Genomic DNA, 26,056 nt, shown 5'->3' with positions numbered 1-26,056 from the left:
CTATGGATGACTTCGATCCCGGTGACCGGATTCTGCTCAACGGGGTAACCGCCGAGGTCATCAAGACCTACTCCGTCGGAGATCTGGACTATCTCCGGGCATACGTCGAAGACGAGGGCGTCAAGACCGTCTGTATCGACGACATAGAAGTCGAATCGAAACGCGATCAAATGGGGGAGTTGAGCGCGGCGTCAGCTGACCAGTTGCATCCAGACCACGACGCCGTCTCGGCAGAGTGGTTCGACTTGCGATCACAGGCGCTCCGTCTCCAGATCGCTCACGAACAGGGCCAGTTGCTGAGTATCTCGAACTCGCTGGTCCGCCTCGAACCCTACCAGCTCGACGCGGTCAACTGGGTCATGCAAAAACTTCGCCAGCGTGCACTCATCGCCGACGACGTCGGCCTCGGCAAGACCATCGAGGCCGGCCTCATCCTCAAGGAACTCGCCGCTCGCAACCGCGCGGACCGTGTTCTGTTCGTCGTTCCGGCCCACCTCCAGAAGAAGTGGATCCGAGACATGGACCGCTTCTTTGATCTCGACCTCGTGCCTGCCGACCGGCAGTGGGTCGACGGGGAACGCCGCCGACTCGGCGAGGAAGCCAACATCTGGGACCAGGAACACCAGCAGTTGGTCACGAGCCAGGCTTTCCTCCGACAGGACGAGTTCCAGCCCCCCCTCGAGGAAGCGTTCTGGGACGTCGTAGTGGTCGACGAAGCGCACAAGGCCGCCAAACGAGGCGAGTCCCCCAGTAAGACGTCGAAGATGGTCGAACGAATCGCCGGCAACTCTGACTCCCTGTTACTCCTCAGCGCAACCCCCCATGACGGTAAAGGCGAAGCGTTCCGTTCACTCGTCGAGTATATCGATCCGTTCCTCGTGGCCGAGGATCAAGACCTCTCGACGGATGCCGTCGACCGCGTGATGATTCGTCGCGGGAAGCAAACGTTGTACGACGATCACGGCGAGCGCATTTTCCCAGACCGTGAGGTCAACACTGTGCCCGTGGAGATGACTCACGACGAGCGGCAGTTCTATCAGGCCGTTACTGAATACGTCCAGAACGTCTACAATCGCTCCGAGAAGCTGAACGAGCCAGCGGTCGGATTTGCGATGGCACTAATGCAAAAACGCCTCGTCAGCAGCATCGGCGCCATCCGAGCGACGCTGAGTCGTCGCTTGGCGGACCTCGTCGATGAGCAGTCAACCTCCACTAGTCTCTCGGAAGAAGCCTCCGCATATCTCGACGGTGAAGATCTCGACGAAACGGACAAACAACGAGCCGAAGAAGAACTCTCCGCGCTGACCGTCACCGAGAGCGATGCGCAACTCGAAGAAGAGATCGAAACCCTCCGAGACCTCGTTTCGCTCGCCGAGGGCATCTCCGTCGATTCAAAGGCCCAGAAGGTCCGACGCTACATCCAGCAGCTGCTAGAAGAGCAACCCGACGAGAAACTCCTCCTGTTCACCGAGTACCGGGACACATTGGACTACCTCCTTGACCTCGTGAAGAACGAACCCTGGGCCGACGAGATTCTCGTCATCCACGGTGACGTCGACAAGGAGGAACGTGCTCGCATCGAGGAGGAATTCAACCACGGCCAGTCCCGACTGCTGTTCGCAACCGACGCAGCGAGCGAGGGGATTGACCTCCAGCACAGTTGCCACATCATGGTGAACTACGAGCTGCCGTGGAATCCGAATCGCCTCGAGCAGCGAATCGGCCGGCTTCACCGCTACGGGCAGGACAAGGAGGTCAAAGTCTGGAACTTTACCTTCGAGGACACCCGCGAAGGCGAGATCTTCGAGATGCTCCAGAACAAGGTCGAGAACATTCGCGATAAACTCGGCAACACGGCTGACGTGCTGGGGATGCTCGACGACATCAACGTCGACTCGCTCATCATGGAGTCTATCCAGAACGACGAACCGGCGAGCGCGACCAAGGAAGAACTCGAGGAGCTCATTGACGAGCGTCAACGCACGCTCCAAGAGTGGTACGAACGAAGCCTCATCGATACGAGTACGTTCGATCAAGAGAGCCGAGAGAAGATCCAGGAAGTGATGGACGAGTCCGAGGAAGTCTACGGAACGGAGGCAGATATCCACGAGTTCGTCGAGCGCGGCGTCGAGGCACTCGGTGGTGATGTCGAGAAATCCGGGGACCATCTCTACAGGGCAAAATTGCCTCGCTCCCTTCGACAGGGAACAGACGAGGAGTACGGGCCGTTCACGTTCAGCCGAGACTTCGCGATGGATCACGAGGGTATCGACTACGTCTCGCCGGATGACGATCTGGTCCAGCGACTCATGCAGCAAATCCTGGATAGTGACCACGGCGATGTCGGCCTGAAGCTCCTCCCGTTCGTGGACGAGCCCGGTATTGTCTACAACTACCGGGTTACGTTCGAGGATGGAACGAACGAGCTCATCCGCGAAGAGATGATCCCCGTCTATGTCGATGCTCGCCACCAAGACCCACGACAGCAACTCGGTCAGCGTGTTGTCCAGGGAAACAGTATCAAAGGGTCACCCGACGCTGACCGTGTTCGATCGGTGATTCAAAGTCAGGAGCAGCTGCGAGAAGCGGCCGACCGATACATCAGTCAGCAGGTCGCATCCTTGAAGGAGGAATTATACGAACGCCGTCGAGAGGAAACCCAGCAAGAATTGGATGACCTTGAAGAGTATGCTGAATCCGAACGCCAACGGATTGAGGAGTTTATCGATGAGTACGAGCGGAAAGCAGCGGCTGGATCGGATATGGATATCGCGATCCGATCTCAACAAGAGCGGCTGAACAAACTTGAACAACGTATTGAAGACAGGCACCAAGAACTGCAGCGGAAGGCTCAGGTCATCTCACTCGCGCCTGAAGTCGAAAACGTTTGCTTAGCTTTCCCGGTCTGATCGGCTCCCGGATGGGCTGAGAGCGGTTTCCTTTATCCGCCTCAGACTGACTTCCGTGAGGGCTTCTCATAAACGTCAACGGAGACCACCCGCTCAGGTGGATAGTACGAGACGGGTACGTGACCACCCTCGAGTTCGCTGCCGTGTGACGGGCCGATACATCTGATCCATCCCTCGTCCACAATCTCCCAGTGGTCAAATTTGCGCTCTATCTCGCTTTCGCCGTGCTTGTCCACGAGGTGGACGATCACGCCTTCGGTTTTGTCGTCTACCATATTCGACGTATCGCAGACGTGTCTGATTAGCGTTCTGTAGTCGTTTGACGGAATATTAATTAAATGATAGGATTTTGCATCTCAATGGAGGATATCGAACGCATGGAGATCTAAGACAGCGAGAAGGGAACTACAAAGAATGGAAGAACACACTCGAAAGATCATTAGTCCGACGCCGTTTGGAACCGCTCCCGGAGTACTTCTTCCCGCTCTTCGAATTGTTCGACATCATCCTGCAGATCATCGCTGATGTGTTCGATACTCGCGAGTGCGCGCTCTCCGTCGAGTGACGTCTGTGACTCTCCGTCACTCCCGGCGTCCAACTGATTCTCGTACTCTTGATGGACCCGCTCGATCGTCCGCTCGGGATTGAACAGAATGTCGTTCGCAATGCGGACGTACTGATCGAGAGAGCCGCCTTCCTTCCCCTTGAAGAAGTGCGTCAGCGCGTACGTCGCTCCGGAGTGTAGCGTCCACATATCGATCTCGAGGGGATTCGGAGCATTGGCCTCGGCGTCGCCCGCCGCCCGCTCCGCGAGATACTCCGGGAAGCCGAGCAGCGTGTAGAACTCCGTGGTGGTGAACGGGAGGTCCGAGAAATCGAGATCGATCTCCTGGGCGTCCCGGATGAACTCGAAGAGGTCGTTCGCGACGAGTTCGACCTGTTCGAGTATGCCCTCCCACCAGGTCTGGAAGTTTCCCACGTCGCCGACGTGCTTGACGACCTCCTTGTCGGTGAGCGAGCGCATCGTGTTCGAACAGTAGCCGTCCTGGGCGAACCCTTCCACGTACACCGCATGTTCGCCGAAGAAGTCGTACCCCGACGTCACACCCATCGTGATCGGGTCGCTTTCCCGATCCGGGAGCGTCACTTCGAGGCCGTCGAACATGACGTCCATGTGGACCTCGCCACCGCCACGATACCGACGAATCTCGCCGAACATCACGTCGCCGAGTGACTGCCCGTCGATGGTCTCCTCGCGCAGCACCTCCTCCAGCGGGCCGTACACGTCGACGGGATTGATGATCGCGTAACTGTCCGTCGGGATGTGGAACAGCGGCTCGACATCGTCCCCACCACGCCCCTGCTCTCGAAGCCGCGACGGCTCGACGACCGCGTTGAAGCGTTCGGTTTCGACCCACTCGTCGCTGTAGGGATTCCGGTAGGCCACCGTCGTCTCGATCGCCTGGGGCAGATCACGAATCGCCTCGGTGAACGTCACTGGCTCGTCGACGAGTTTCTGTTCCGCGTACCAGTTGGGAAGCTGTGCATCCGATCGGCCGTCGAGACCCGCGAACACGGTACGGGTTTCTGGGTCTTTCATCTCGTAGTCACCTCGCGAAGGACGCTCGTCGTCGGCCAGCTCATCTCGCGCGCCCTGCGCCCCTCTTGAGGGCACAACAAACGATATCGTGCAGGAGAACACCGAGAAATCCCTCTCAGAATGACGCCCGGATCAGGATCAGACGTTTAAGATCGCTCGAATAGAAGGGGAACTATGAGCCGTGCGGACGATATTGAAGAGGTCCAGCGACAGGATATCCTCCTCACCGAAGCGATGCTGGGATACGACATCTTGGTTGCGGGGGAACGCGCGGGGAATATCGAGGGGATCCCGGGCCAACTTGAGTATATCGAGATACGCCCGTACTGGGAAGGGAAAGGAGTTGCCCGAGCAGCGGTGAATGCGTTTATCGAACTGAGTCAAGCACATGGTCACTCGACACTCACGACGAACAATGCTGTGCATCCTGCTATGGAATATATCCTCGAAACAGAGGGCTTCGAGGAGCGTTCAGACGATATTGGTTGGATTAAGGAAATCTAAATGAGCTGTCGCTATCTGCGACGCAAGACCAACAAGAACTGGGAACACATTTGAGAGTGGGAACAAAAGCAGTTACACTGTATGGCTGTCCTGGACGACCTCTCGGGGTTCGAGTTTGAGGACCTGATAGAGGACGTCTTCCGAAACCTCGGGTACGAGGACGTCCGGCAGGCCGAGCGGACGGCCGACGAGGGTCGAGACGTCATTATGGAGGAGGTCGTCGACGGAACTCGCCGGGCGATCGTCGTCGAGTGCAAGCACACCGGAACGGTCGGTCGACCAGTCGTCCAGAAACTCCACTCGGCCGTCGCCACTTTCGACTTCGACGGACCCAGGCGCGGGATGGTCGTCACGACGGGGCGATTTACGAACCCGGCCGAGGAGTACGTCCAGCGTCTCCGGGAGAACGACGATCCCCATCCCATCGAACTCCTCGATGGCGAAGACCTCCGGGAGATCGCCGACGAGATCGGCCTGGACCTCTACAACGGCCGCATCGAGATTCTTTGTGATGAAGCCCTCCGCCCGTACGACCCGGCAGCCGATGTCGAGGCACCCGTCCGGGAAGCATTCCGTAATATCGAGAATATCGACGCCGGCGACCTTCCGCCGCCGCACTCACAGGTGCTGTTTCGGCCGGTTGTTGCCATTACGGCCGATACCAACGCCGTCTTCGAGACATCTGTCGGCGAGATCCACCGGATCAACGATCGGACGCGATTCGTCGTGCACGCCGAGCGGGGCCATCCGCAAGTGGCTGACGACGATGTCGCGACGCTGGTCACGGAGAATCTCCACGCGACGGTTGATCTCGAGGAGGATCGCTTTGCGGAGATCTTCGACGAAATCGAGCAGCGGCGGTTCGGCCAGACCCAGACTGAGTACAAGGACTGGGCTGTCGACCGGTTGCAGGACTATCACACGACGACGGTGACCTACACCGGCGACAACAACGTCACGTACAACAAAACCTGCGAGCCGAATCTCTCGGACATCTCGGTCCAGTCGATCGAACCGGTTTACCTCCCTGAAGTTCGCCAGGTGACCGATCTGGGGCAGTATTCCTACCCCTACGAGTACTACGCCGCCGGCCCCTCACGGACGACTCGTGAGGACGGCATCCATCGTTGCGTTCACTGCGAGACCAGTGGTGTGGAGGAAACCTACACGTACTGTCCCAACTGCGGGGCGATCGCCTGCGACAGCCACAGTAAGACCGAACGGGTGGAAGGTGAGCCAGTCTGTACGGGCTGTGCGGTCACCGAGCGGTTCGCGCTGAAGACGAAGTACTTCTACGACGAAGAGAACCTCCAAGCGTTCCGCGAGGAGTATGAAACCATGCCGATCCACGAGAAAGCCATGGAGAACAAACCGCTGATCGGGGGCGGATTCGTGATGACGATCCTCGCGATTGTCGGTCTTCTTGTCGCCCTGGGCGTAATTTAGTCGGCGTGTAGCAATTCGTCAAAACTCCGCGAGACTGCGATTTTTCGTCGGCGCTACCGCTTTCCCCACCTGGATGAGTTCGAAGTTCGAAAGGTCGCCATCAACACCTTCTCCGAGTAGTTCCCGAAGTTCATCATCCAGTGACAGGACCTCGATCGCCGTCAACGGTCGCTGGGTGAGTGCGTAACTGCTGGCAAATCCCGTGGGGCGAACAACGAGGACGGAATCGGCTGATGCGTCCTTGAGTGCGAGTTCCGCGTCGCGGTGGGTGTGAACGACGGCATCGATCTCTTCGACCGGAAACAGGACGGACGCATCTCCGTGGTCAATGTATCCACCTGCATCGGTGAAATGCCCTACACTCATCATTCCTAGGTTAATGATTACTTTAACTTATTTCTTGTGGCGACCAAACTGTTATACTCGGAGCGGCACCGATTCGAAGCGATGGTTCAGGATCGGTACGTCTGTACAGCAGACGACCTCGCGACGCAAACGATCGCGACAAAACCTCCCGACGCGTCCGTTGCTGAGACGAGCGAGTGGCTCGAAGCTGAAGGCTTCGACGCGGCACCAGTAAGTGATGGGGAAGACATTCGAGGATATGTCGTTTTGGAGGAGCTACAGGTTGCTCCGTCCGACGACCGCATTGTGGATCATACAAATCCGATAACGATCGAAGAGATCATCTCAGCTGACGCCACGTTCGAAGAAGTGCTAGCGGCGCTCTACGAGGAACCGTTCTATTTCCTCGGTGGTCAAAATCGCTTGACAGGGATATTGACGCGAGCGGATCTGAATACATCCCCAGCGAGGATGCGCCTGTTCGATCGAATCACGTTACTCGAGGATCGGTTCCGTGAACTCATCGTCGACGTAGCGCCCGACTGGAAAGAGCGAGTTGCACTCAATCAGAACGTGGTTGAGGACATCAAAGAGCGACACGCTGAGGCCCGTCGATCGAATATTGAACTCGACGAAATTCACTACGCACAGTTTTCGACACTCGCGACGATCGTCAGCGATATCGAAGCGTGTTGGAAAGCCTGTGGATTTTCGAGCGATCATCGGGCGTCGAGCCAACTTGATGACTTGACCGAGTTGCGAAATGCGGTTGCACATTCCCAACAGGTCATCCAGAACACCGAAGGTGGATTAGGGGAGGGGCGAACGATCGGTACTGTAGAACAAACGTATACGACTCTTGAGAGTTGTCTCGAAAACCTCTCGTCATGAGTCTCAGGGATTAGTCTTCAGGACCCTGGAAAGAGAGTTATAAGCACCTATTGAAAGATCTATTTTTCCGCTGTACAACACCATAGACACTATTTGGGGTCTATTCGAGTCGCTGGAGCTCTTGCCAGCGGTCACGTACTGTGTTCGGTGAGACGTCTGCACACTCTCCAAGGGCACACTGCGTCACGCTTTCGTCACCTCGCTGAATCGCTTCGTACAGACAACCGGCTGCCACTCCGATGGGATTGCGACCGTTCGCAAGACGATGGTTCTCCGCCTTCTTCGCCAATCGCTCCGCCTCTTGACGCACCTCTTGGGAGATACCCAGTTCTGACGCCAGCCGAGGCACGTACTGCTGCGGTGACGGCGGGACCGTGGGCAGCCTCAGTTCCCGATTCAACGCCCGATAGGCGTTCTCGACTCGGTCCTTGTTCACCCGTGCGACCGCGCTCACCTCGTCGAGCGTCCACGGAAGCCGATTGCACCGACAGGCTGCGTAGACACTGCCGGCTGCCATCGCCTCGATCGATCGCCCGTGAAACAGGTCCTCGCTCTGAGCGCTCCGGAAGAGATCACACGCCTGGTCGTCGATCACGTTCGAAACGTCGAGTGCACTCACGATCCGACTGACTTCGGAGAGGCCGTGGGCCAGATTTCGCTCGCTCTTCGAACGGAAACGCGCTCGACTGTGCTCACGTCGGAACCGACCGAGTTGCCTGCGCTTCGATCCCGAGAGATCGTTGCCCTTTCCGTCGGTCTTCCGGCCGATCTCCGTCGAAATGCCGCGATCGTGCCTCGTCGGCGTGAGGGGAGCACCAGTGCGTTCTGGATTCGTTCGGTCGTCCTCGAAGGATCGCCATTCCGGCCCATGATCGATCGGTTCTTCGTGGAGAACCAGACCACAGTCCTCACAGACTGTCTCGATCGAATTCGTTCGAACCTGGCCACCACAGTCCGGACAGCCGGTGTTTGATCCGCTCGGTACGTCTTCGTCGAATCGATGGTCGTAGCTATCGCTGGTCGCCATGCGAATCACCGAATTCACGAGGGACTCAGTGTGTCTCGAGCCCCTCGCCCATCGCAGGGGCAGAAAAACCGAACCGGGAATATGATGGCATCAACACGTTCTAATCCGCCAATGAGGGTCTCCACTACGTGGATCTACGAGAATCTAGTCCAACTGGAGGCCAACCGGCCCGCCGAACCCGGGGGCGAGGTTCTGTTCGGCCTTCGATTGCCACCGGCCACGGGTCTGTTCGCGCCGCATCCGGGCGAGTCGCCGGCGCTTCTGTGCGGAGAGTTCGTTCCCGTTCGCACCTGTTCTGCGCCCGAGTTCGGTCGAGAGCCCTCGGTCGTGACGCGCTGCTATCAGCGGAGCGCCCGTCCGTTCCCGCTCGTCCTCATCGTACGCTCGCCACTCCGACCCATTATCGAGGCGTTGCTCTTCGATGACGAGGCCGCAGTCCTCGAAGACGGTTTCCTTGACGTTTGTGGTGACGTGGCGGTCACACTCCGGGCACTGATTGGTACTCGAATCTGTTTTTGACGTCCTCATCGAATCCAGTCCCGTAGACGTCTCTAATTGCCATAGTCATCGCCGATGTACTCGGAACTCGCTGTCGTCGCGACCCCTTCACCCATCAATGGAGATATGAAACATATTTCAAAAAACGAGAGTAAGTGAGACTGAAATAGACTCAGCTCTCTAACTGAGGTCCGGATGATCTGAACGCTCAAAGTAACGTTGAGCAGGTCGCGCTGTCCCTCGTCTGAGTCCATCGCGTAGTTCTTGAGCTTCCTTGATATGGACCATCCGTCGGGCTTTTCCGAATCTAGTTCGGAACTGGATTGCTTTTCCGTACTTTGCTTTATATGATCCAGCAGAGTGATTATATGTTGGCGGCGAGCTCGGAATGCCGGAGATATCATGAAGTTCGCCCCCATTGCGTGCCAGCACTTGGTCTAACTCTTCTGCATTCACTTCCCGTGCAGCACCATATATTGGGATAGTACCGTACTTCGAACGTTCATCAATCCCTCCCCCTCGGCGATTATATTCGAGATTGCCATTCATCAGGCTGGAGAATGTCTGAACACCGTGATCAGTTAGATACATTCCGTAATAGCCCGACCGCGGGAGAATGACCGGAAGATGCTCTTGACGTGCCAGATTGACGACTTCCGTAACGAAGCTCTCGAGTGCTTTTTCATTCCCTTTGTTCCATACCCGACCTAGATTTGAGATGGTGAGGGCCACGCCGGCGTAGGATGCGCTCTGTATTTCTGATTTAATGGCTTGTTTGATCCGCTGGGCGTTGCCATTATCACTTGGCTCGAAAACCCCCTGATCGATGTAGAAGTGGAGATATACCGTTACTGACCCACTTGAGGGTTCATTCCATTTTGTCTCAGCCAGCTGTCTCATATAGCTATTAAGTCCCAGTGTGCGGCTGATGACGTCTTTCCCGGTCGATTTCATCACTGGGGGTACAGGTGGAATGAGGGCAGTATTAGGTGCGTTCCCTGCGTCCTGAGCGAGCGTCTCGAAGTACTCTGTAAACCCTGAATCCGCTCGTTTGTCCCGCCAGGCTTCGTGGACTTTGCCACTATTTTGGGACTGATATTTCATAGGGACAGCGAGGTCCTTGCTCTTCAGCAAGGCCTTCATTTGAGCTTCTATGAAAGGCTGGAAAAAGCGGGGTAGTTTCTCAATTGCGTCTTTGTAGTTGCCATCCCGTAGTTCACTGTAGAAATCGCGTGAACGAGCCTGATCGCCGCGGAACGCGTAAGTAACCAAATTCTGAGGGCGAGTATAACGGAATAGTTCAACAGGTTCGTAATAGAAGAACGGGTGCTCGGTTACTAGCTCTCGAATGTCCTCTCGAACCTGTTTGAAGCGTGGCTTTGATCGAATATCTTGCCACCTATGTCCCGCTACCATCACCGGACTGTGGGACTCCAAAGCGTCACGTGCGAAAAGTAATGATTGGAGACCCTCTGGACCGCTTACTTCTGGGGTGTAGAACGGTGCCTCAATCCCTGTGACTTCACTAATCCGGACCTCATCAAGGCCTTGCTCGTTCTTTTGGATGAATTTGATATCTTGCATTATTCTTCAGCCTCCTCAGCAAATTCTTGCATCTTTTGGAAGACTTCATCAAGTGACGACATCGGGAAGATGACCGCTCCTTCTGTGGTTTCACCTTCCATCAACGAGAAGCGCTTCTCTGTCAAGTGGAAATACAAGTCGTCATTCTTCCCTTTTGCCAGCTGAATATCCAAAATGGTGTCCCCGTCCTCAATTCGCTTTTTCCCAAACGAATGTAGGGGCTTTCCGTTTGGATAATAGAAGTAGGTCTGCTTGTCACGCTTTTGCCGGTACACTTCACGGAGCTGTCGCAACCGAGTCAAATGTTTATCAACAGTATTGCGCGCGAGCCCAGTAACCTCCATTATCTCGCTCACCGTGATCCCATCCTCGCCAAACTTTCGGACTGCACGTCGAACTTTGTCCTGTGATAACGTGTCGCTTTCATTATCGCCAAACCCCTTTATATCCGGGTCATCATCCGATAGGTCTTCGAGTGGGTCCTGTAATTCCGAACCGAGTTCCAATGCCGATATCTCTCCATCTTCATCATCGCGACGGTTATTTTCTGACATTGAACAACACCATATCACATGGTTTAGTACAACTACTATAAAAATCTTTGCCAACAGAGCGATGGCATTCTGATTGTAGGCGCGATATCTACCCAATAGCTTTAATATCCTTCAACAACGATTCGTCAGTAACCTGTCGGTCCTCCCGACTTGGTACATGCCGCCACGAAAGACGCGCTCGACCTGCGATGGTGTTGGCGCACGGAGCAGGTCGATGCATCGCCCCGATGACCAGCCAGCGAAGCCACCGGGGATTAGGCTCCCCGAGGTGCTGGGGTCACCCGGACTAGACTACTATCAGTCTGGCCGGGTGTTAAGCGTTGCTCCACTCCTCCGTGTGGCGTCCCACATACATGAGTGAGGATTCCAACCCCGGCGAAAGCCGGAACGACGACGGTAACGCCCCCCGAAACAACAAGCAGTACGTGGTCTTCGTTGACGGGACGAAGGCCAAATTCGAAGATTCGACCGTGGATGCCCGCGACTTGATCGCGATCGTCTTCCCCGATGGTGCTGACGCGTATGACCTCGTGGCGCTCCGCGGCGAAGGCGGTCCGGAAGAAGCAGTATTCGCACCGGGCGACACGGTTCACCTCGACGAACAACACCGCAAGCACTTCGACACGAAGGGCGACGGACGGAACTACGTGTAAGATATGGCGACGGACGACTCTGCAACTGGGAGCGCTGACGCGGTTCCTACCATCCGAACCTACTCCCAGCACGATGAGCTTCTACGCGACCGTTCAGATCGGTTCCAGGACGGATTTGAGACGCTTCAGGCCCACCCGGAAGTAACTCCGAAGTTGGTGACGGTCACCAATGACGATGACCCAGGCGGGGGTAACTTTGTATTCATTAGCTTGGGCATTGTCAACGTTGGTCGATTTGCCAACTACAACCACGATAGGGCCGAAGTGTTCATCCGAGTACCCGACACGTTCCCAGCGGGTCAAAAGTACGGATTCGCCACTGATCCAGTTTTACGCATCGATGGCCAACTCCCGACCAACACACAGACCGATCGAGATCACGCGGAACCACTTTGTCGCGCTCTCGATGTCGATCAGGTTCTGTATTGGAGTCGACGGTGGGACTATATGAATATCAACGAGCAGGGGAGTCCCGACCAGATGCAGGCCGCGGTTCCGTGGATGAAACAAGTGCTGCGTACGCCAGTGGAGGGGCAGTAACGATGTCCACCAACCGTCCAGACCGGCTTACGGACCGTAGCTATTTGCTACAATCTGCGGACGAGTTCCATTTGGCTTTATCTGAGGAACAGCAGACCGAACTTGAGCGTATTCTCTTTGAGGATGCTCGAACCGAGCACGAATGGGAACGAGGCGTTATCTGTGTCATCACACGCAGTAGTGGCCAGGACCGGGTGTCTTTTCTAGTACACGACATCCTCGATCCGGCTGATGGCGACATCAATTACGGTGGGAGTGTTCAATTCGATGCTGACTACCGGTACGAGGCAGTCGCTCGCGCCCGGGAAGTTGGCGACGCAGCTGGACTTTTATATATTCACACCCATCCGAACCTGACAGGGGACGAGACGGCTTTTCCAAACCCGTCTGTAGGTGATCTAAACACAGCTGAGAAAGACCTCTTTGAAGACGCCAATCGTCTTGGAGATGAGGCACCGCTCGGAATTGCTATCGTGAAAGACACCTCGCGTCAGTGGCGAGTCATCGGCTACGAGTTCGATACTCCAGATACGGCTGATGACGTCGGGAAGGCGGCGTATTCACCGTCATCAGCCCGGACTTTCGACGCGGATTGTGTACGTGTCGTGGGCGAATCACTGCGTGAATACCCGACGTCTAAAAAAACCGATGGCGTTGCAGGTGCGGCGGCAGCTATCTCACTGGATACACAAGATAGCACTATTGAATTGTGGGGTGAGGATGGACAGCGGCAGTTGAATTCACTTCGTGTTGGTCTTGTCGGCGCTGGTGGGGGTGGCTCAATTCTCGCTGAGCACCTCGCTCGGATGGGTATCGGTGAACTCGTCGTCGTTGATTTCGACAGAGTTGAGCCAGCGAATCTTAATCGTGCCCAGGGTGCGAGTCGGGCAGACGCAGATGCGCGACGTCCCAAGGTCGATATAGCCGAGCGCCTCGCCCAACTTGGTGGGACTGCACCCGGATTTTCCGTGGACGTCTACGAAGCAAGTGTTGTTGAAGCCCGACTACAGTACGGCGCTATTGACCGGCTGCTTGATTGCGATGTTGTTATTCATGCTGCCGAAGGTGAGTGGCCCACCCGAGTTCTTGACGAAATGGCTCACGCTCACCTTGTGCCGGTAATTAGCGGCGGATCGCACCTTCACAACACGGGTGGGGTACTAGACGAGAACGCCTATGCACAGGCAACTATCGCAGGTCCAGGGCAGCCATGCCAGAACTGTGCCCGTCACTGGCGCGAGACGGCTGCTAATGACGAAATGAACAATCCCGACGCGACGGGGCCTGGGGACTATGGGTTGGATGAAGGCGCAGAGGGTGCTGATGAGACCACTGGCGAGGATCGGGAGCCTAGTACAAATGCAGTCAATCTCATCGTCGCTGGGATGGTAACGCTCCGGCTACAGGATTACGTACTCGGTGTCGCCGGCGGCCAGCGTGGGATTCGGCGGTTTATGCCCGGCACATGGTCGATGGAGGAGGGCATTAGTAGCTGTAAACCAGGCTGCCCGATGAAATCACTCTTAGCTGACGGCGATACTCACCAACTGACCCTCTCTAATGATCCAAAGTACGCGAAAATTCGTCGAGACCTGAACGGAGGTGATGAGCAGTGACAACGATCACGACGGTTGGAATTTCGGCTATGATTGGAGTACTCATCGGATATGGGATTAATGAGATATTCGGAGGGAGACGCAGTTCGATAGGGGTTCATCGTCGAGACGGGCGACTGTTACCATTCTGGCCGGGGTTTGTATTCTTCTCTATGGTTACGATCGTAGCGGCGTTTACAACAACGGCTGTCTCAGAATTTCTTTCTGAAGCATTCTCAGGACTTGGTGGTTTCGTATTAGCTTCCGGAGGAGTTGCATTCTTTCTGACAGTCGTGAGCTATTCGAGATAGAGCATATAGTAGACCTCCTGCTAAACCGATTTTCTTGTATAAAATTCAAGGATTGGGTTGTGGCTGCGCGCGCAGCGACCGGAGGGAGCGAGCACGGAGCGGAGGGTGGGGAGGTGGGCCGTGGGGCGAGGCGGCACAGAAGTGATAAGAGACGATTTTCAGTTCTTTTGTCTCTGTCTGGTCGTTCTTACCACTCGTGCTTACAGTTGGTACAGGACATCATGACACAGACCGTGATCGAAGGATCCATGCCGTCGACGCGCATTCGCAGGTGATTGACGTCGGTACTGCCACATTCGGGGCATCGGTTCGTCGAACACATCGTTGGATGCGAAGCCACGTCAGACCGTGGCTCCCGCACCCTTTTCGGGAGTACACAAACGTTACTGCAGGCAATTGCGGTCGACACTAATAGCAGAGAGAAAGAACGACAAAAAGATGGGCCTGTTGTCAAAACCGGCTACTCCCACCAGCAGTCCCGTTCGGGGAACTCGATCCGACTGTGGTAGGTCACAGCGACCGAACACCGTCCGTCGTACCAGTTCTTCTTGACACCGTACATCCGAACGGTCTCGCCCTCCTGAACGATCTTCGGATCTGATTTTTTCCAGCTCGTAAACTTGATCGTGCTCGTTTCGTCCACGATAAGGCCGACCTGGGCTATGGCTGGGTCGGAGGGAGCCCACAGCTCGATCACCTCACCCTCGATGTCCACCTCGTTCGACTGCACGTCCGGCACGTCTGCGATCGGGCAGATCACACCGGGTTCGGCTTTCCACTCGTCGATCGTCTCGAAGACTGCCTCCGTGAGATCCTGTCCACGGACCACCCGCTCGGCCAGGACCCGGGCGATGGCCGCTCGTCGAGGCCCACCGTCGAACCGCTTCGCGATCCGATCAGCCTCCCGATTCACCGACGCCAGTTCGTCCTGCGACAGTCGCTCTCGTGGGTCCGACCTCTGTCGCTCGCGTCGCAACTCCCGCCGATCTTCGATGACGACCTCACGCGTCCGTCGTGCTCGCCCGTCCTGAGACGTGAGTTCCGCCTGCGCGCTAATGTGCTCGAGTTCGGCCTCCCGGGCCTTGATCCGCTCTTCCTGTTCCAGCGTAAGGTGCGAGAAGTCCTGCACCATTCCGTCCGGGTGATTTGAATCCACCTTGGCCTGCGTCTCCTGTTGGACCGACGGCCTGAACTCCGGCGTGTCCTCGACGACTTCACCGACTCCGTCATTTCCGCTCCGCTCGCGCGTTGGTTCGAGTGCCTGTGCATCGACCGAAACTTCATTAGTCGATAGCTGTTTACCTGACATTGGAATCACACCAGATTCCGAAGGCGCTCACGCGCCACCACCGCGATGTTCCAGCATCGCGGTTTTCCACGATGACGACCGACAGAACCGTCTCTGCGCTCTCGCTCGCGCCTTCGCGAGCGCCCCTTTGGGCGCGAGCGAGAGCGCCCGAGGGACGTGCACAAACAGCCGCGCGCGCTGACCCGCCTGGAGCGAACGTCCAGCGGAGTAAGCGTGGCGGGATGAGCACCGACCGGAGCGCAATCCCCCGCGCTTACCCGCTGGCGGCAAACCGGACGCCCGGCAGGACCCGCACCCACTGGAGCGGAAGCCCGCCCGGAACGGTCGGTGCCGAGTGACGCGTAGGGTGGCAGCGGCGAGCGTGGCGAGCCATATTCAGTCCGCCCTAATCACCAACCGATTACACAGAAAATCACCGCTTACCAGGTTCTATCGTGGACAGTGTCCACGAGGAGTTCGCTACCCAATTCGGAAAAACAAATCTTCGATCGGATCGTCACTCGCTCGACCGTTCCGCAGACAGATCGGAGCCACGCCCGAGTCGCTGAAGTTTGCCCTCCAATTGCTCGATCCGCTCGTTTTTCTCCGCCAGTCGTGTCTCCAGGTTGGCGATCCGCTCCTTCAGCAGGCGATTCTGTTCGATGAGATGAGTCCGGCGGCGCTGGCCCTCGAGGTCAGTCGGAGACGCGCCAGCGTCCGCTCCGCCAGTCGGATCGTAGAACTCGTCGACAGTCCCGATCGCTCGTTCGATCGTCTTCTCGCCGTAGGTGCTGCCGTCGGCGTAGTGGACTGCGTCCCACTTCTCGCGCATCAACCCTGACTGGCGGAAGAGACGGTCGATCTGCGAGCGATCGCCACCCGTCCAGAACGCCAGCAGACAGCACAGCGCCATGTCGGCCTCGGAGTGGCTCTCGTAGCCCGCCGTCCGTCCGTTCCAGAGGTCCTCGAACTTCCGGTTGTTCTCGGCGCTCCGAGCTTTCTCCAGGACCTCCGCGTCGTCCAACTGTGCCTCGGCCCCCGACGCTTCTCGCTGTGATGGCGATACAGAGACCGAATCGTCTATCCTCTCCGAATTCGAGTCGTCCTCTCGAACGTACACGTGATGGACCGCTTCGAGTGCGTCTTTTCGATGGGCCACTCGAGTCGGCGTCTCGTCGATATGCTCGCCAGTGACGGTGAAGAACCGGGCCGTATCGTAGAGTTCGACGCTTCCACGCCGGTTTCGACCGTCCGGCAACTCCCCTTCGACGATGACGTGTACCCCGGTCCCCGATGGAGAGACCTCCGTGTAGGAGTCGAGGCGCTCGACGATATCTCGCGCCGTCTCGTCGAGTTGTCCGTCCGGATCCCGACAGTCATCGAGATCGACGCCGACGAACGGCCCCGCTTCGCTGAAAACGAACCCGACTCCTTCGATGTCTTCGCGATTGATCTCCTGCCAGGCCGTCTCGAAGGCCGTCCACGTCTCCGCGTCAGTAGTCGAGGCGAACTCGTCCGTAGCCGGTTGGACCGGCACCTTTGTCGCTTTCCCGTCTCGCGTCTCTTCCCGCCAGCAGATCCACTGCTCTCGATCGCGCAATCTCTCGGGGATCGCCGCCGGTTCGATCGCCGGTTCACTACGCTCACTCATGGCAGCCACCCCTCGCCTGCCGAGATAGACACTCGCCTCCGCGCTCGATCGTTCGCTCTCTTACTCCCTGGATAGTTCCCTCCGTTCCGACGCTCTTGCCCCACCTATTATTGGTCGGTTTCTGGCGTAACTGGCGAAACGAGACAGCGACAATCGCAAGATGTGACGGCATTACGCGATGGCGCACCCCTCGTGGTCGTGTTTCAGCATTCGAGGGAGTACTGTAACCCGTCGCTATCGATCGATTCAGGGCGTAGAGCCGCCGATTGACTCTCCACACCTCGTTTCGATACCGTAACCTCGGAAGAACCGACGCCTCAGGCACTGTCATTGCCGGATCCCCCCTGAAGGTCGATCCCCGCGTAACACCGGACTGTCGTACCATCGCGGTTCTCCGCCGTCCGCTCGAAGCTGACGTGATTGCTCAATCGCCGGGCGAACCAGTTCTTCGACTCGACGGGCAAGCCACGGTCCTCGGCCCACTCGCAGTAGGCATCATAGACGGCGGCCGTCGTGACTGTGGCGTCACCGTCCTCCCGGAGACGCTCGGCCGCGAACACGCCGATCGCTGCGTCCGGGTCATCTGCGAGGTCGGCCCATCGATCAGCTTCCTCGGTGGAGTCCGCCGTTCCAGTCTCGAACTCGGTCAGGGTGTCGAGCGATCGGATCGCCCCGTCCTCGAAGACGACCGGTTCGTCCAGGTCCCCGCTATCGCCGGGAACGATCACGGTCGCGTACGCTTCGGCCCCGAACGCCGAGTCGCCCAACTCGATTGCGGGAACGAACGGCCGGCGCACGCGAACCCAGTCCGCCTCGAAGGCGTCCCGGGAGTCGTAGACGTGTGTCTCGCCGTGCTCGCGAACGGTGAACTCGCCCGATCCGGGGTCGTAGCTGTAGAGCGCGGGGAATCGGTCCTTCGACGGGTCGGTTGGATCGTCAACGCGAGCGTGATCGGTCCCCTTGCCGTCGCGAAGCACAAACTCGTCGCCATCCTCGACCCAGACGGTCCGTCGCGATCCATCGGTTACCGGCCGGACGGCAGTAGCGCCACCTTCCGCTCGGGCCCCGCCACCGAACGTGATCGACTCGTCGGTGATGTAGAAGTGGGTCTCGCCGCCCGTCCGTCGCTTGACGGGCGGATTCAGAATGCCGTCGAGGCGCTCGGCCCAGTGGGTCACCGACTCGACGCCAGTCTCGACGACGAACAGCGGGATGCACCCGTCGTCCTGCGCTCGGCGGAAGTTCCGGAGCACCTTCGCCGGCTTGTCGGGCGTGGTCGTCTCGGCCTCGACGTAAAATTCGACGTCCAGGTCCGGGTGGAACGCCGTCGCGTCGGGGCGATCGGCGCCGTCCTGCTCCTCGATCGTGACGGTGAATCCGAGCGGCGTCAGCGCCTGCTCGATCTCGGCGAGCATGGCGTCGTGGCGATCCCCGCCGGCCGCTCGAACGTCGCCGGTGTCGATGGCGACGGCGTCCTCGCCCGCGTCGGTCAACCGGGCGACGACCGTCTCGCCCGAATCGTCGAGATCTACGTTGATGAGTCGCGACCGCTCGCGCACGTCGGCAAGAGTCTCGTACTCCGGCGGTGGCTCTTCTACGTCGGCGGCGTCGTAACAGGCCCGGAGTTCGTCGTCCACGTCGGCGACCGGCACCCAACCGTTGGTCTCGTGCTCGCCAGTCCGCATCTGGACGATCCGGATCGCGCTCGCCAGCGCTCGATCCAGACCGCTATCGTCCGCGCCGAGGATCTCCCGGACGGCGTCGGGCGTTCGATCGACCGGCAGATCGTCGTCTTCGGGCACGCCGTACTCGGCCGCCGTTCGCTCGTGGACCCGTTCGAGGGCGTCCGCGAACTGCCGCTCCTGGCGGCGGTCGAGCGGGTCGTCGCTTTCGGGATGACCATCCGGGATCGGCAGCGGTTCGAGACTGAACGGTTCGGGCCCGGTCTCGCCGAAGGTCGGACTCGGGAGTTGGGCGATCCACTCGCCGCGCGGGAGCGACCGGATCCGGTTGGCGAACGCTGCGGGGTCCATCTCCTCGTGGGCCATCGCCCGCGCGATCTCGCGATCGACGGCGATCTTGCCGACGAGCGTCGTCGCCACGTCGTTGAGCACGTTGAGATACACCTGATGGTCGCCCTCAGCCTCGATCTGCTCGGGGAACTGCAGGGAGAGACCGACCGAGAGCCCGAAACTCCGGCCTTTCTCCAGCAGGTCGTTCATCACGTCCGAGACGACGACCGACGCCGCCTCGTCAACGAGCAGGTTCACCGCGTAGTCCTCTGGAAGTTCATCGACGGTCCGATCGCGGGTCTCCAGGGCATCCTCGAGGTTCGTCAGGATCACGCCGGTCATCAGTCGGGCGGCCTCGTCGCGGAGGTCGCCGAGGTCGAAGAGGACGACCGTGTTCTCGTCGAGGACGTCCCGGAAGTCGAAGCGGGGCTCGGTGTTGTCGAAGATCCGCCGCAGGTGGGCGTCCTGAGTGACGTAATCGAGGCGGTTGCTTACCCCGCCCATGACCGTCGCGAAGGTGTTCGAATCGAGTTCGAGCTGGCGATTGATCTTCCGCTGGACCTCGTTCTGACTGGCCTGCGGGGCTTCGCTGATGTCACCGTCCGGCGGGCCCGCGGCCCACAGTTGATCGAGGACGTGCTCGAGTTGCGTGTGGGCGAAGTAATCGACGGACTCGCGGTAGAGGCCGTTCTCGCGTCCGTACTCCTCGTCGAACAGCGCCTTGACGAGGTACTTGATCAGGTTCGGCGCGACGATAGCCTGCTCGTAACGGTTTTCGCCCATCGCGAGTTTCAGGATCTCCTCGTAGTGATCGGCGACGTTCTGGACGGCGTCCACCCGCGCTCGGCCGGCATCGAGGTCGCGCTCGATATTGAAGAACGAAAAGCCCGGCAGCACGTCCGGCACGGGAAAGTGCAGGACGTTCGCCGCGAGGTCGTCGGCCCCGAAGCGGGCGGCGTGGGCGCGCATGTAGTTCTCGCTCATGCCGTCGCCCTTCGGGTCGATCAGCACAACCGGACCGTCGGTTGCCTCGTATAGCGAGAGCGCGTCGTTGACCAGGGCCTTGGACTTGCCGGCGCCGGTCGTCGCCGCCCGGAGGTAGTGCGTCGTGAGCAAGCCTGGCGGGACGCGCGTGGGTTCATCTTCGGGTTCGCCGTTCTCGTCGAGGGCGTACCCGATCGCCATCCCCTCGCGGAACTGGTCCATGTGGTCGGCCGTCGGCCGGGGAAGCGGCGACCGACTCTCGGGGTTCGCCTCGGCACCGCGACCGCCCTCGGTCGTGAGCTGTGTCGAGGGCGGGACGACCGTCACGTTCGCGAGTTCGTCGGCGTTGAGTACGAGGTCGGGCCGAATCGATCCCCATCGACCGGTGGTGATCTCGCGCTCGCGAAAGCGAGCGAATGCGCGGGTGGCGCGGCGCTCCTCCAGCCAGCCATCGCTAAGTCGCCGCCCCGTCACGCCGTAGTGCGTTCCCGAAAGGTGATCGAAGGTAGGCACGAGGTCCTCGAGTAGCCGATCGATTGCCTCGCTGTCTTCGTCGTCTTCACCCTTCTCTTCGTCAGGAACGAGAGCGAGCGCTCGCAGGTTCGCGGTGAACGTCCGTCCGGGCCGTTTGTTCTCGATCGAAGTCACACGCTCGCGACCGCCGGGGTCCTGGAACTCGTCCGCATCGACCGCATTGCGGTCGGCGCCGGCCCCGACGAAGAGTTCGCTCAGGAATCGATCGAGGAGACGATCTTCGCCGTCGCGCAGGCGTCGTTCGCGGGCCCGAGCGTCTGCCGTCCAGTCGGGCTTGCGCTCGAAGAGTACCTGGAACGCGACCGGATGGTCGGCAGCGGTGAGTCGATCGATCAGCGGTGCCAGCGGCGCGCGGGAGTGGTCATCGCCCTGCCCGACTGTGTCGGTAAACGCCGGAATCGTGGTCATCCAGTCCCGCGTGCGTATCGCGTCGCCGACCCACCGGACGCCCCGGGGCTCGAATTCGTCGATCACGTCGCTCTCGCGGTCCTCGACTTCGCCGTCAGGAACGAGGCGGGCCATCGGATCGACCTGCGCGCGCTCGACGACGAACGTCGAGGGATACAGCGTCCGGAGTCGCTCCTCGAATGCGTCGAGACGCCGGTCGGCGCCGTAGTAGAACTCGACCGGTTCGTCGCTGCCGGCGCTGATCGTGAGAAACTCGAAGGTGGGTGGCCCGCCGTCTCCGAGCGAGTCGAGACCGGCAAGCAAACCGCCACTATTCGAATCGAGCGCATGCAGCGCGCCGAGTTGTTCGACGACCGTCCCGGGCGCGAGGTCGCTCCGGAAGGGCGTGACCTGGACGTACTCCCGCGTCATGTCCCCGACTCGCCACCTCCGTCGAAGTCCCCGCCGCCGTCGATCACGCTCGCCTCGTAGTCGCTCGCGCGGATCCGCAGCGGGAACCAGCCTTCCTGATCGATCCCGATCAGCGCCTCGGAGTAGCCGTCCTCGTCCTCGCCGGCCTTCGCCGACGTGACCCAACTCGCCTGCCGATCGTTCAGGTCGAACCACTGTGCGATCTTGTCGTCCTCCTCGTTCACGCGGTGGAGCAGCGTGATCGAACAGAGATTGGCGATGGTCCGGGCCTCCGGCGTGAGCGCGAACTCGCCGCCGGTCTGCGTGACGAACTCCAGACTCAGATCGAAGTGCCGGCTGTGCCGGACGGCCGTTTCCAGGAAGTCCAGCGACGAGGCGTCGTTCATCAGGTAGTGGGCCTCGTCGATGGTGAACACGACCTTCTTCTCGGTCTGCTTGACGCGCTCGTAGACGCTGTTGAACAGCACCTGCATCGTCAGCGTCGTCTCCGCTCGGCCCTCCGCGCCCTCCTCCTGGTGGAGATCCAGGTAGATGACCTTCGAATCCAGGTCGAACTCGGTGGGCTTCGCGAGGTTGGCCAACGCCCCCTCATCACGGAACGACGGTCGCAGGTCCTTCAGCAGCGACTCGGCGTCCTTGCGGACGGCCTGTTTCTCGCCGTCGGTCTCGTAGCCGAACTCGCCGGGATCGGCGGCGAAGTCCTCCAGCACGGCGATCACGTCCCGGATCGTCGGCGACGCTTTCGCGTGGGTCGCCGGATCGCGCGTGATTCCCTGCCGGCGGTAGGCCGCCTGCGTCGCCCGGCGGAGCGTCTGACTGCGCTCGCCGAGCGGGTTGTCCGCGACGTGCTCGAAGAACGTCCCGAAGAAGGTCATCACCCACGTGATCTGCTCGCCCCACGGGTCGAGGTCATCCACCGCGTTGAGGACGTGCTCGGGCGTCGGCTTGATCTCCAGCGGGTTCAGCCTGCGCGTCCCACCGACGGTGATCTGCTCGCCGCCGAGGGCCTCGCTGACGCCCGCAAACCCCCGCATCGGGTCGAGCATGACGACGATCGTATCCTCGTCGTACATCGCCCGCCGAACCAGTCGCAACTTCGTCGCGAAGGATTTGCCCGCGCCGAGGCGGCCGATAATCATGGTACAGTAGCCGGTTTCCCGCGCGAAGCGATCGAGGATCAGCGGGCTCTCGTTGAGCGCGTAGGTGCCGTATTCGATCCCTGGCTCGGCGAACGCACCGGAAACGAAGGGGAACATCGCGCCGACTGCGCCGCCGAGCATGGGCGTCGTCGCGTCCAGCGTCTCGTCGAACTCGTCGGTCGCGATCGGACTCGCTGCGGTGAGCGCGTCCAACTGTGACCAGCGCGGCGCGACGGGCGTCAGATTCGCTGGCGCTCGCCGCGCAGTCGTGATCACGTCGCTGGCGTCCGCGTCGTCGCGGTCCTCGCCCCGAACGGCGAGATACGTCGAGATGTCGAAGGCCTCCATCGGCGTGTTCCGGAGGACGTCGTACATCTCCTCGTGGTCGGCGAGGTCCTTCTCGACGCCGCGGGAACTCGCGCGGTGCTTCTCGGTCAGATACTCGAGGTCGGCCTGGAGGTCCTCGATCCGGTTTTCGAGGGTGTCCAGCGTCGCCTGCGTGTCGCGCGGATCGAGGTGAATGCTCACGTCGGTCGTTCGCGTTTCGGCGGCCGCGTAGACTTCCTCAAGGAAGCCATCCATCGGCGCGTCGGGATACTCGCCGGCCCACAGCGTCTTCGCCCACCGATCGCCGGTCCGGATCGCGGCGGGCGTCCGCTCGATGGCCGAGGGTGCGACCAGCGACTGGTGGATCTCCGGGACGGTGCCGACCGCCTCGTCCGACCGGTCGTACTCGACGGTGACCGCTCGCGTCTCGCGGCCTTCGTCGCCGTCGTCGCTGTGGCTACTGTCGGACGCTCCGTGTTCGTTTTCGTCTGGCTGTTCGTCGTCGGTTCGTGGGAATGGAAGCTTCTCGCGAATCATGAGTCAGTTCCTCCAACGAGGGGCGTGGTTCGAATGCGGTGGGCCAGATCGCCGTGTTCGAGGTCGCGACCGGCCCAGAACTCGCCGATGACGCGGGTGAACTCCGTCGCGTCGATCCGACTGGCGTTCACGTCCTCGATCCCGCGAAGGCCACGCTCGACGCGTCGGAGACGCTCGTCGAGTTCCTCGGCCATCGCGGCCTGCTCGGCGGCCTTTGGCGGCGAGGTCGCCGCCCGGACGAGCGTCCCGATCACGCGCAGGTCGGCGATCTTCTGGACGATCCCGTCGCGCTCGAAGCGGACCTCCGCCGGCGTGACCGGCACGACAACGTAGTGGTCCCGGATCGTCATCTGCCGGCGGACGAGTTCGTCCTCGTACCAGGCGACGTAGTGTTCGATCAGCGCCTCGAGCTTCGGGTTCGCCTCGACGTCCGGATCGCCGAGTCGCGACTCGTAGGCGTCGAGGTACTCGTCGGCCGGGAAAGACTGGGTCGTCGAGTAGAACTGCACCGGAAACTCGACGGTCGTGTTGACGAAGTCCTGGAACGCCTCGGCCTTCGACTGCCATTCGTCGTCGGTCGCCAGCGCCATCGTCGCCGGTTCGACGTGGACCGCGCCCACGAGTGCGCCGTCGGTCCGCACGACGGCGTCGTGCTCGGGCAGGACGCGCTCGACGTGCGTGTATTCCTTCGCTTGCTCGTGGTCGAGGTTCGAGTCGCTCTGGTGGAATCCGACGAACTGCTCCAGCCAGTCGAGGCTGTTGGTGTAGCCGGGCGTCAGGTAGACGAACGTCGCGCCGACGGCGATCCCGACGACTGCGAGCGGGATCGTGAGCACAGTCACCGAGATACCGGCGACCGCGAGGTCCGTCGGCAGGACCACCTGCGTCAGCAGGATGACGATCACGCCGGGCATGCCGGCGACGATGAGGTCGGTCAGCGAGTACTGCCCGAGGAGTTGCGTGTCGGTACCGAGTGACTTCGGAATGCGTTTGGATGGGTCCGTTCCGTTACTCATTGCTCTCACCTGCAGAACCGCTGTCGTCGCTCGCGTCGCCGTTCGATTCGCCCGTGGTGTCGCTGTCGCGCAGGGTGTCGCGACTGCGGTCGCTTCGACTCGTGTCGCGGTCACGACTCGTCCCGCCGCTGGAATCGCTACTGCTACCTTCGTCGGAACTTCGGCCGGACCGATCGTCACTGCGGTCGCGACCTGAGCCCGTGGTCGTCGAGCGACCGCCGCCGTCACCAGAACCGGCGTCACCGCGTCCGGCGGCCTCGTCAGTCCTCGACTCGCGGTTTCCGCCGTTGCTTCGTCGATCAGATCCGCCGTTGCTCCGCCGCCCCGATCCGCCACCATCTCCGTCGTCACCGCCGCGACGGAACCGTTCGCCGAGTCGTGAGCCGGTCCGGTTCACCCGCCGACCGGCCGCGTGGGCCGTCGAGTCGCCCGAACCGAACACTGTCTGGCCGTCGGTCCTGACCGCCGGTTCGTCGCGAACGCCGCGGACGAAGTTCCGACCGGCGTGGCCGGCGCGCTGGACCTGTTCCTTACCGGTCGTCGAGCGCCGGCGTGCTCGCTGTGCCGAGACGTGGCGAGCCGCCCGGTCGGCCATGAACATGATCGCGCCGGCCTGCCAGAACAGCACGAACGGCGAGAGTACCGCCGCGAACGGCACAACCAGCGCCGTCAGCCAGGTACCGATCCCGCCGGCCGAGAGACTGGCGCTCTGGCCGAGCAGGCCCCCGACGCGAAAGAGCAGCGCGACCGGGACCGACATGAACAGGAACGGCACGTAGAATCCCGCGAGCTTCTTCATGAACCGCGAGACCAGCGTGAACGGCCCGACGCCAGGCACCCAGAGGACGATCAGGATCGGCATCAGCAGGACGAACAGGTACAGCACCAGCTGTCGAATCAGGTAGATCAGCCCGATGATGACGAAGAGGGCGAGATCGACCGACAGCGAGATGACCAGCCCGATGACGCCGATGGCCGCGAAGGACGCGGTCTCGAACAGCGCGATCTCCTCGAGTGAGGGCAGCAGGAACTTCGCCAGCGCGTCCATAAATCGCAGGGACAGCGCCGCCAGCCACCACCACGAGAGGATCCCGATCAGTCCGGAGAAGGCGCGCTTCTTGAGCTTCGAGCGGTGGTAGTTGCTGAACAGGTGGCTCGTCGATTCCAGCAGGATGACCACGCCGATCGCAAGCCCCCACAGCGACAGCGAGAGCGGGACGATCGTTTCCCAGTAGTAGCCGTGGACGGCCGGCCACGGCTACTACTGGGAAACGATCGTCCCGCTCTCGCTG

At 60.1% G+C, this 26,056-nt stretch carries 18 protein-coding genes and 2 pseudogenes; 7 read left to right on the top strand and 13 right to left on the bottom strand.

Annotated elements, in window-relative coordinates:
• Positions 1–2 precede the first annotated feature (2 nt).
• The gene (locus BN2694_RS13500; protein ID WP_135666481.1) at positions 3–2,909 is read left to right on the top strand and encodes a helicase-related protein; all 2,907 of its coding nucleotides are present in this window, start codon (positions 3–5) and stop codon (positions 2,907–2,909) included.
• Positions 2,910–2,950: 41 nt separating this feature from the next.
• Here the strand turns inward: BN2694_RS13500 and BN2694_RS13495 are convergent, their stop codons facing one another.
• Together BN2694_RS13495 and BN2694_RS13490 are read right to left on the bottom strand one after the other, a co-directional pair.
• Positions 2,951–3,184 (bottom strand): hypothetical protein, encoded by a 234-nt coding sequence (locus tag BN2694_RS13495; RefSeq protein ID WP_135666479.1) that lies wholly within the window; start codon positions 3,182–3,184, stop codon positions 2,951–2,953.
• Between the two features lie 164 nt (positions 3,185–3,348).
• Positions 3,349–4,509 carry a hypothetical protein gene (locus BN2694_RS13490; RefSeq protein ID WP_135666477.1) on the bottom strand — a complete coding sequence of 387 codons (1,161 nt, stop codon included), beginning with the start codon at positions 4,507–4,509 and terminating at the stop codon, positions 3,349–3,351.
• 174 nt (positions 4,510–4,683) lie between these two features.
• Between BN2694_RS13490 and BN2694_RS13485 the strand changes: the two genes are divergently transcribed.
• Both BN2694_RS13485 and BN2694_RS13480 read left to right on the top strand, forming a co-directional pair.
• On the top strand, positions 4,684–5,013 hold the full coding sequence (locus BN2694_RS13485; protein ID WP_135666475.1) for a hypothetical protein: 330 nt from the start codon (positions 4,684–4,686) through the stop codon (positions 5,011–5,013).
• An 81-nt stretch (positions 5,014–5,094) separates the two neighbouring features.
• Positions 5,095–6,459 carry a restriction endonuclease gene (locus BN2694_RS13480; protein WP_135666473.1) on the top strand — a complete coding sequence of 455 codons (1,365 nt, stop codon included), beginning with the start codon at positions 5,095–5,097 and terminating at the stop codon, positions 6,457–6,459.
• Between the two features lie 18 nt (positions 6,460–6,477).
• Here BN2694_RS13480 and BN2694_RS13475 read toward each other — a convergent pair whose 3' ends face one another.
• Positions 6,478–6,825 (bottom strand): hypothetical protein, encoded by a 348-nt coding sequence (locus BN2694_RS13475; protein ID WP_135666471.1) that lies wholly within the window; start codon positions 6,823–6,825, stop codon positions 6,478–6,480.
• 81 nt (positions 6,826–6,906) lie between these two features.
• Here BN2694_RS13475 and BN2694_RS13470 point away from each other — a divergent pair, with 81 nt between their 5' ends.
• Entirely contained in the window at positions 6,907–7,695 is a 789-nt protein-coding gene (locus BN2694_RS13470; RefSeq protein ID WP_210408981.1) for a CBS domain-containing protein, read from the top strand.
• Between the two features lie 100 nt (positions 7,696–7,795).
• Here the strand turns inward: BN2694_RS13470 and BN2694_RS13465 are convergent, their stop codons facing one another.
• The 4 genes and pseudogenes from BN2694_RS13465 to BN2694_RS13450 form a co-directional block, all read right to left on the bottom strand.
• On the bottom strand, positions 7,796–8,722 hold the full coding sequence (locus BN2694_RS13465) for a transcription initiation factor IIB (RefSeq protein ID WP_135666469.1): 927 nt from the start codon (positions 8,720–8,722) through the stop codon (positions 7,796–7,798).
• 171 nt (positions 8,723–8,893) lie between these two features.
• Positions 8,894–9,284: pseudogene (locus BN2694_RS13460) on the bottom strand (TFIIB-type zinc ribbon-containing protein); the annotation flags it as partial.
• Positions 9,285–9,400: 116 nt separating this feature from the next.
• A complete protein-coding gene (locus tag BN2694_RS13455) occupies positions 9,401–10,804 on the bottom strand; it encodes a hypothetical protein (protein ID WP_135666467.1) in 1,404 nt (467 codons plus the stop codon).
• Positions 10,804–11,358: a winged helix-turn-helix domain-containing protein gene (locus BN2694_RS13450; protein WP_135666465.1), complete on the bottom strand. Its 555-nt coding sequence runs from the start codon at positions 11,356–11,358 to the stop codon at positions 10,804–10,806. The genes BN2694_RS13455 and BN2694_RS13450 overlap by 1 nt, the downstream gene beginning before the upstream one ends.
• A 353-nt stretch (positions 11,359–11,711) precedes the next feature.
• Between BN2694_RS13450 and BN2694_RS13445 the strand changes: the two genes are divergently transcribed.
• From BN2694_RS13445 to BN2694_RS13435, 3 genes are all read left to right on the top strand, one after another.
• Positions 11,712–12,011, top strand: a complete 300-nt coding sequence (locus BN2694_RS13445) for a multiubiquitin domain-containing protein (RefSeq protein WP_135666462.1) — start codon at positions 11,712–11,714, stop codon at positions 12,009–12,011.
• Between the two features lie 542 nt (positions 12,012–12,553).
• Positions 12,554–14,167 (top strand): HesA/MoeB/ThiF family protein, encoded by a 1,614-nt coding sequence (locus tag BN2694_RS13440; RefSeq protein ID WP_135666460.1) that lies wholly within the window; start codon positions 12,554–12,556, stop codon positions 14,165–14,167.
• The gene (locus tag BN2694_RS13435) at positions 14,164–14,457 is read left to right on the top strand and encodes a hypothetical protein (protein WP_135666458.1); all 294 of its coding nucleotides are present in this window, start codon (positions 14,164–14,166) and stop codon (positions 14,455–14,457) included. Before BN2694_RS13440 ends, BN2694_RS13435 begins: the two co-directional genes overlap by 4 nt.
• 460 nt (positions 14,458–14,917) lie before the next feature.
• Here the strand turns inward: BN2694_RS13435 and BN2694_RS13430 are convergent, their stop codons facing one another.
• The 6 genes and pseudogenes from BN2694_RS13430 to BN2694_RS13400 all read right to left on the bottom strand — a co-directional run bounded on the left by BN2694_RS13430 (position 14,918) and on the right by BN2694_RS13400 (position 25,944).
• The gene (locus BN2694_RS13430; protein ID WP_135666456.1) at positions 14,918–15,766 is read right to left on the bottom strand and encodes a DNA-binding protein; all 849 of its coding nucleotides are present in this window, start codon (positions 15,764–15,766) and stop codon (positions 14,918–14,920) included.
• A gap of 538 nt (positions 15,767–16,304) precedes the next feature.
• Positions 16,305–17,396 (bottom strand): annotated as a pseudogene (locus tag BN2694_RS13420) (phage NrS-1 polymerase family protein); the annotation flags it as partial.
• A gap of 317 nt (positions 17,397–17,713) precedes the next feature.
• Positions 17,714–21,745 carry an ATP-binding protein gene (locus BN2694_RS13415; protein ID WP_135666452.1) on the bottom strand — a complete coding sequence of 1,344 codons (4,032 nt, stop codon included), beginning with the start codon at positions 21,743–21,745 and terminating at the stop codon, positions 17,714–17,716.
• Entirely contained in the window at positions 21,742–23,748 is a 2,007-nt protein-coding gene (locus BN2694_RS13410; RefSeq protein WP_135666450.1) for a VirB4 family type IV secretion system protein, read from the bottom strand. The genes BN2694_RS13415 and BN2694_RS13410 overlap by 4 nt, the downstream gene beginning before the upstream one ends.
• Positions 23,745–24,764, bottom strand: coding sequence for a hypothetical protein (locus tag BN2694_RS13405; RefSeq protein ID WP_135666448.1), 1,020 nt, complete (start codon positions 24,762–24,764; stop codon positions 23,745–23,747). The genes BN2694_RS13410 and BN2694_RS13405 overlap by 4 nt, the downstream gene beginning before the upstream one ends.
• A complete protein-coding gene (locus BN2694_RS13400; RefSeq protein WP_244605462.1) occupies positions 24,757–25,944 on the bottom strand; it encodes a hypothetical protein in 1,188 nt (395 codons plus the stop codon). Before BN2694_RS13400 ends, BN2694_RS13405 begins: the two co-directional genes overlap by 8 nt.
• Positions 25,945–26,056 lie beyond the last annotated feature (112 nt).

This window comes from Halorhabdus rudnickae (assembly GCF_900880625.1).
Lineage (GTDB): Archaea > Halobacteriota > Halobacteria > Halobacteriales > Haloarculaceae > Halorhabdus > Halorhabdus rudnickae.
Note: the sequence above shows the minus strand (reverse complement) of the source record. Positions and strands in the feature narration are given on the sequence as shown.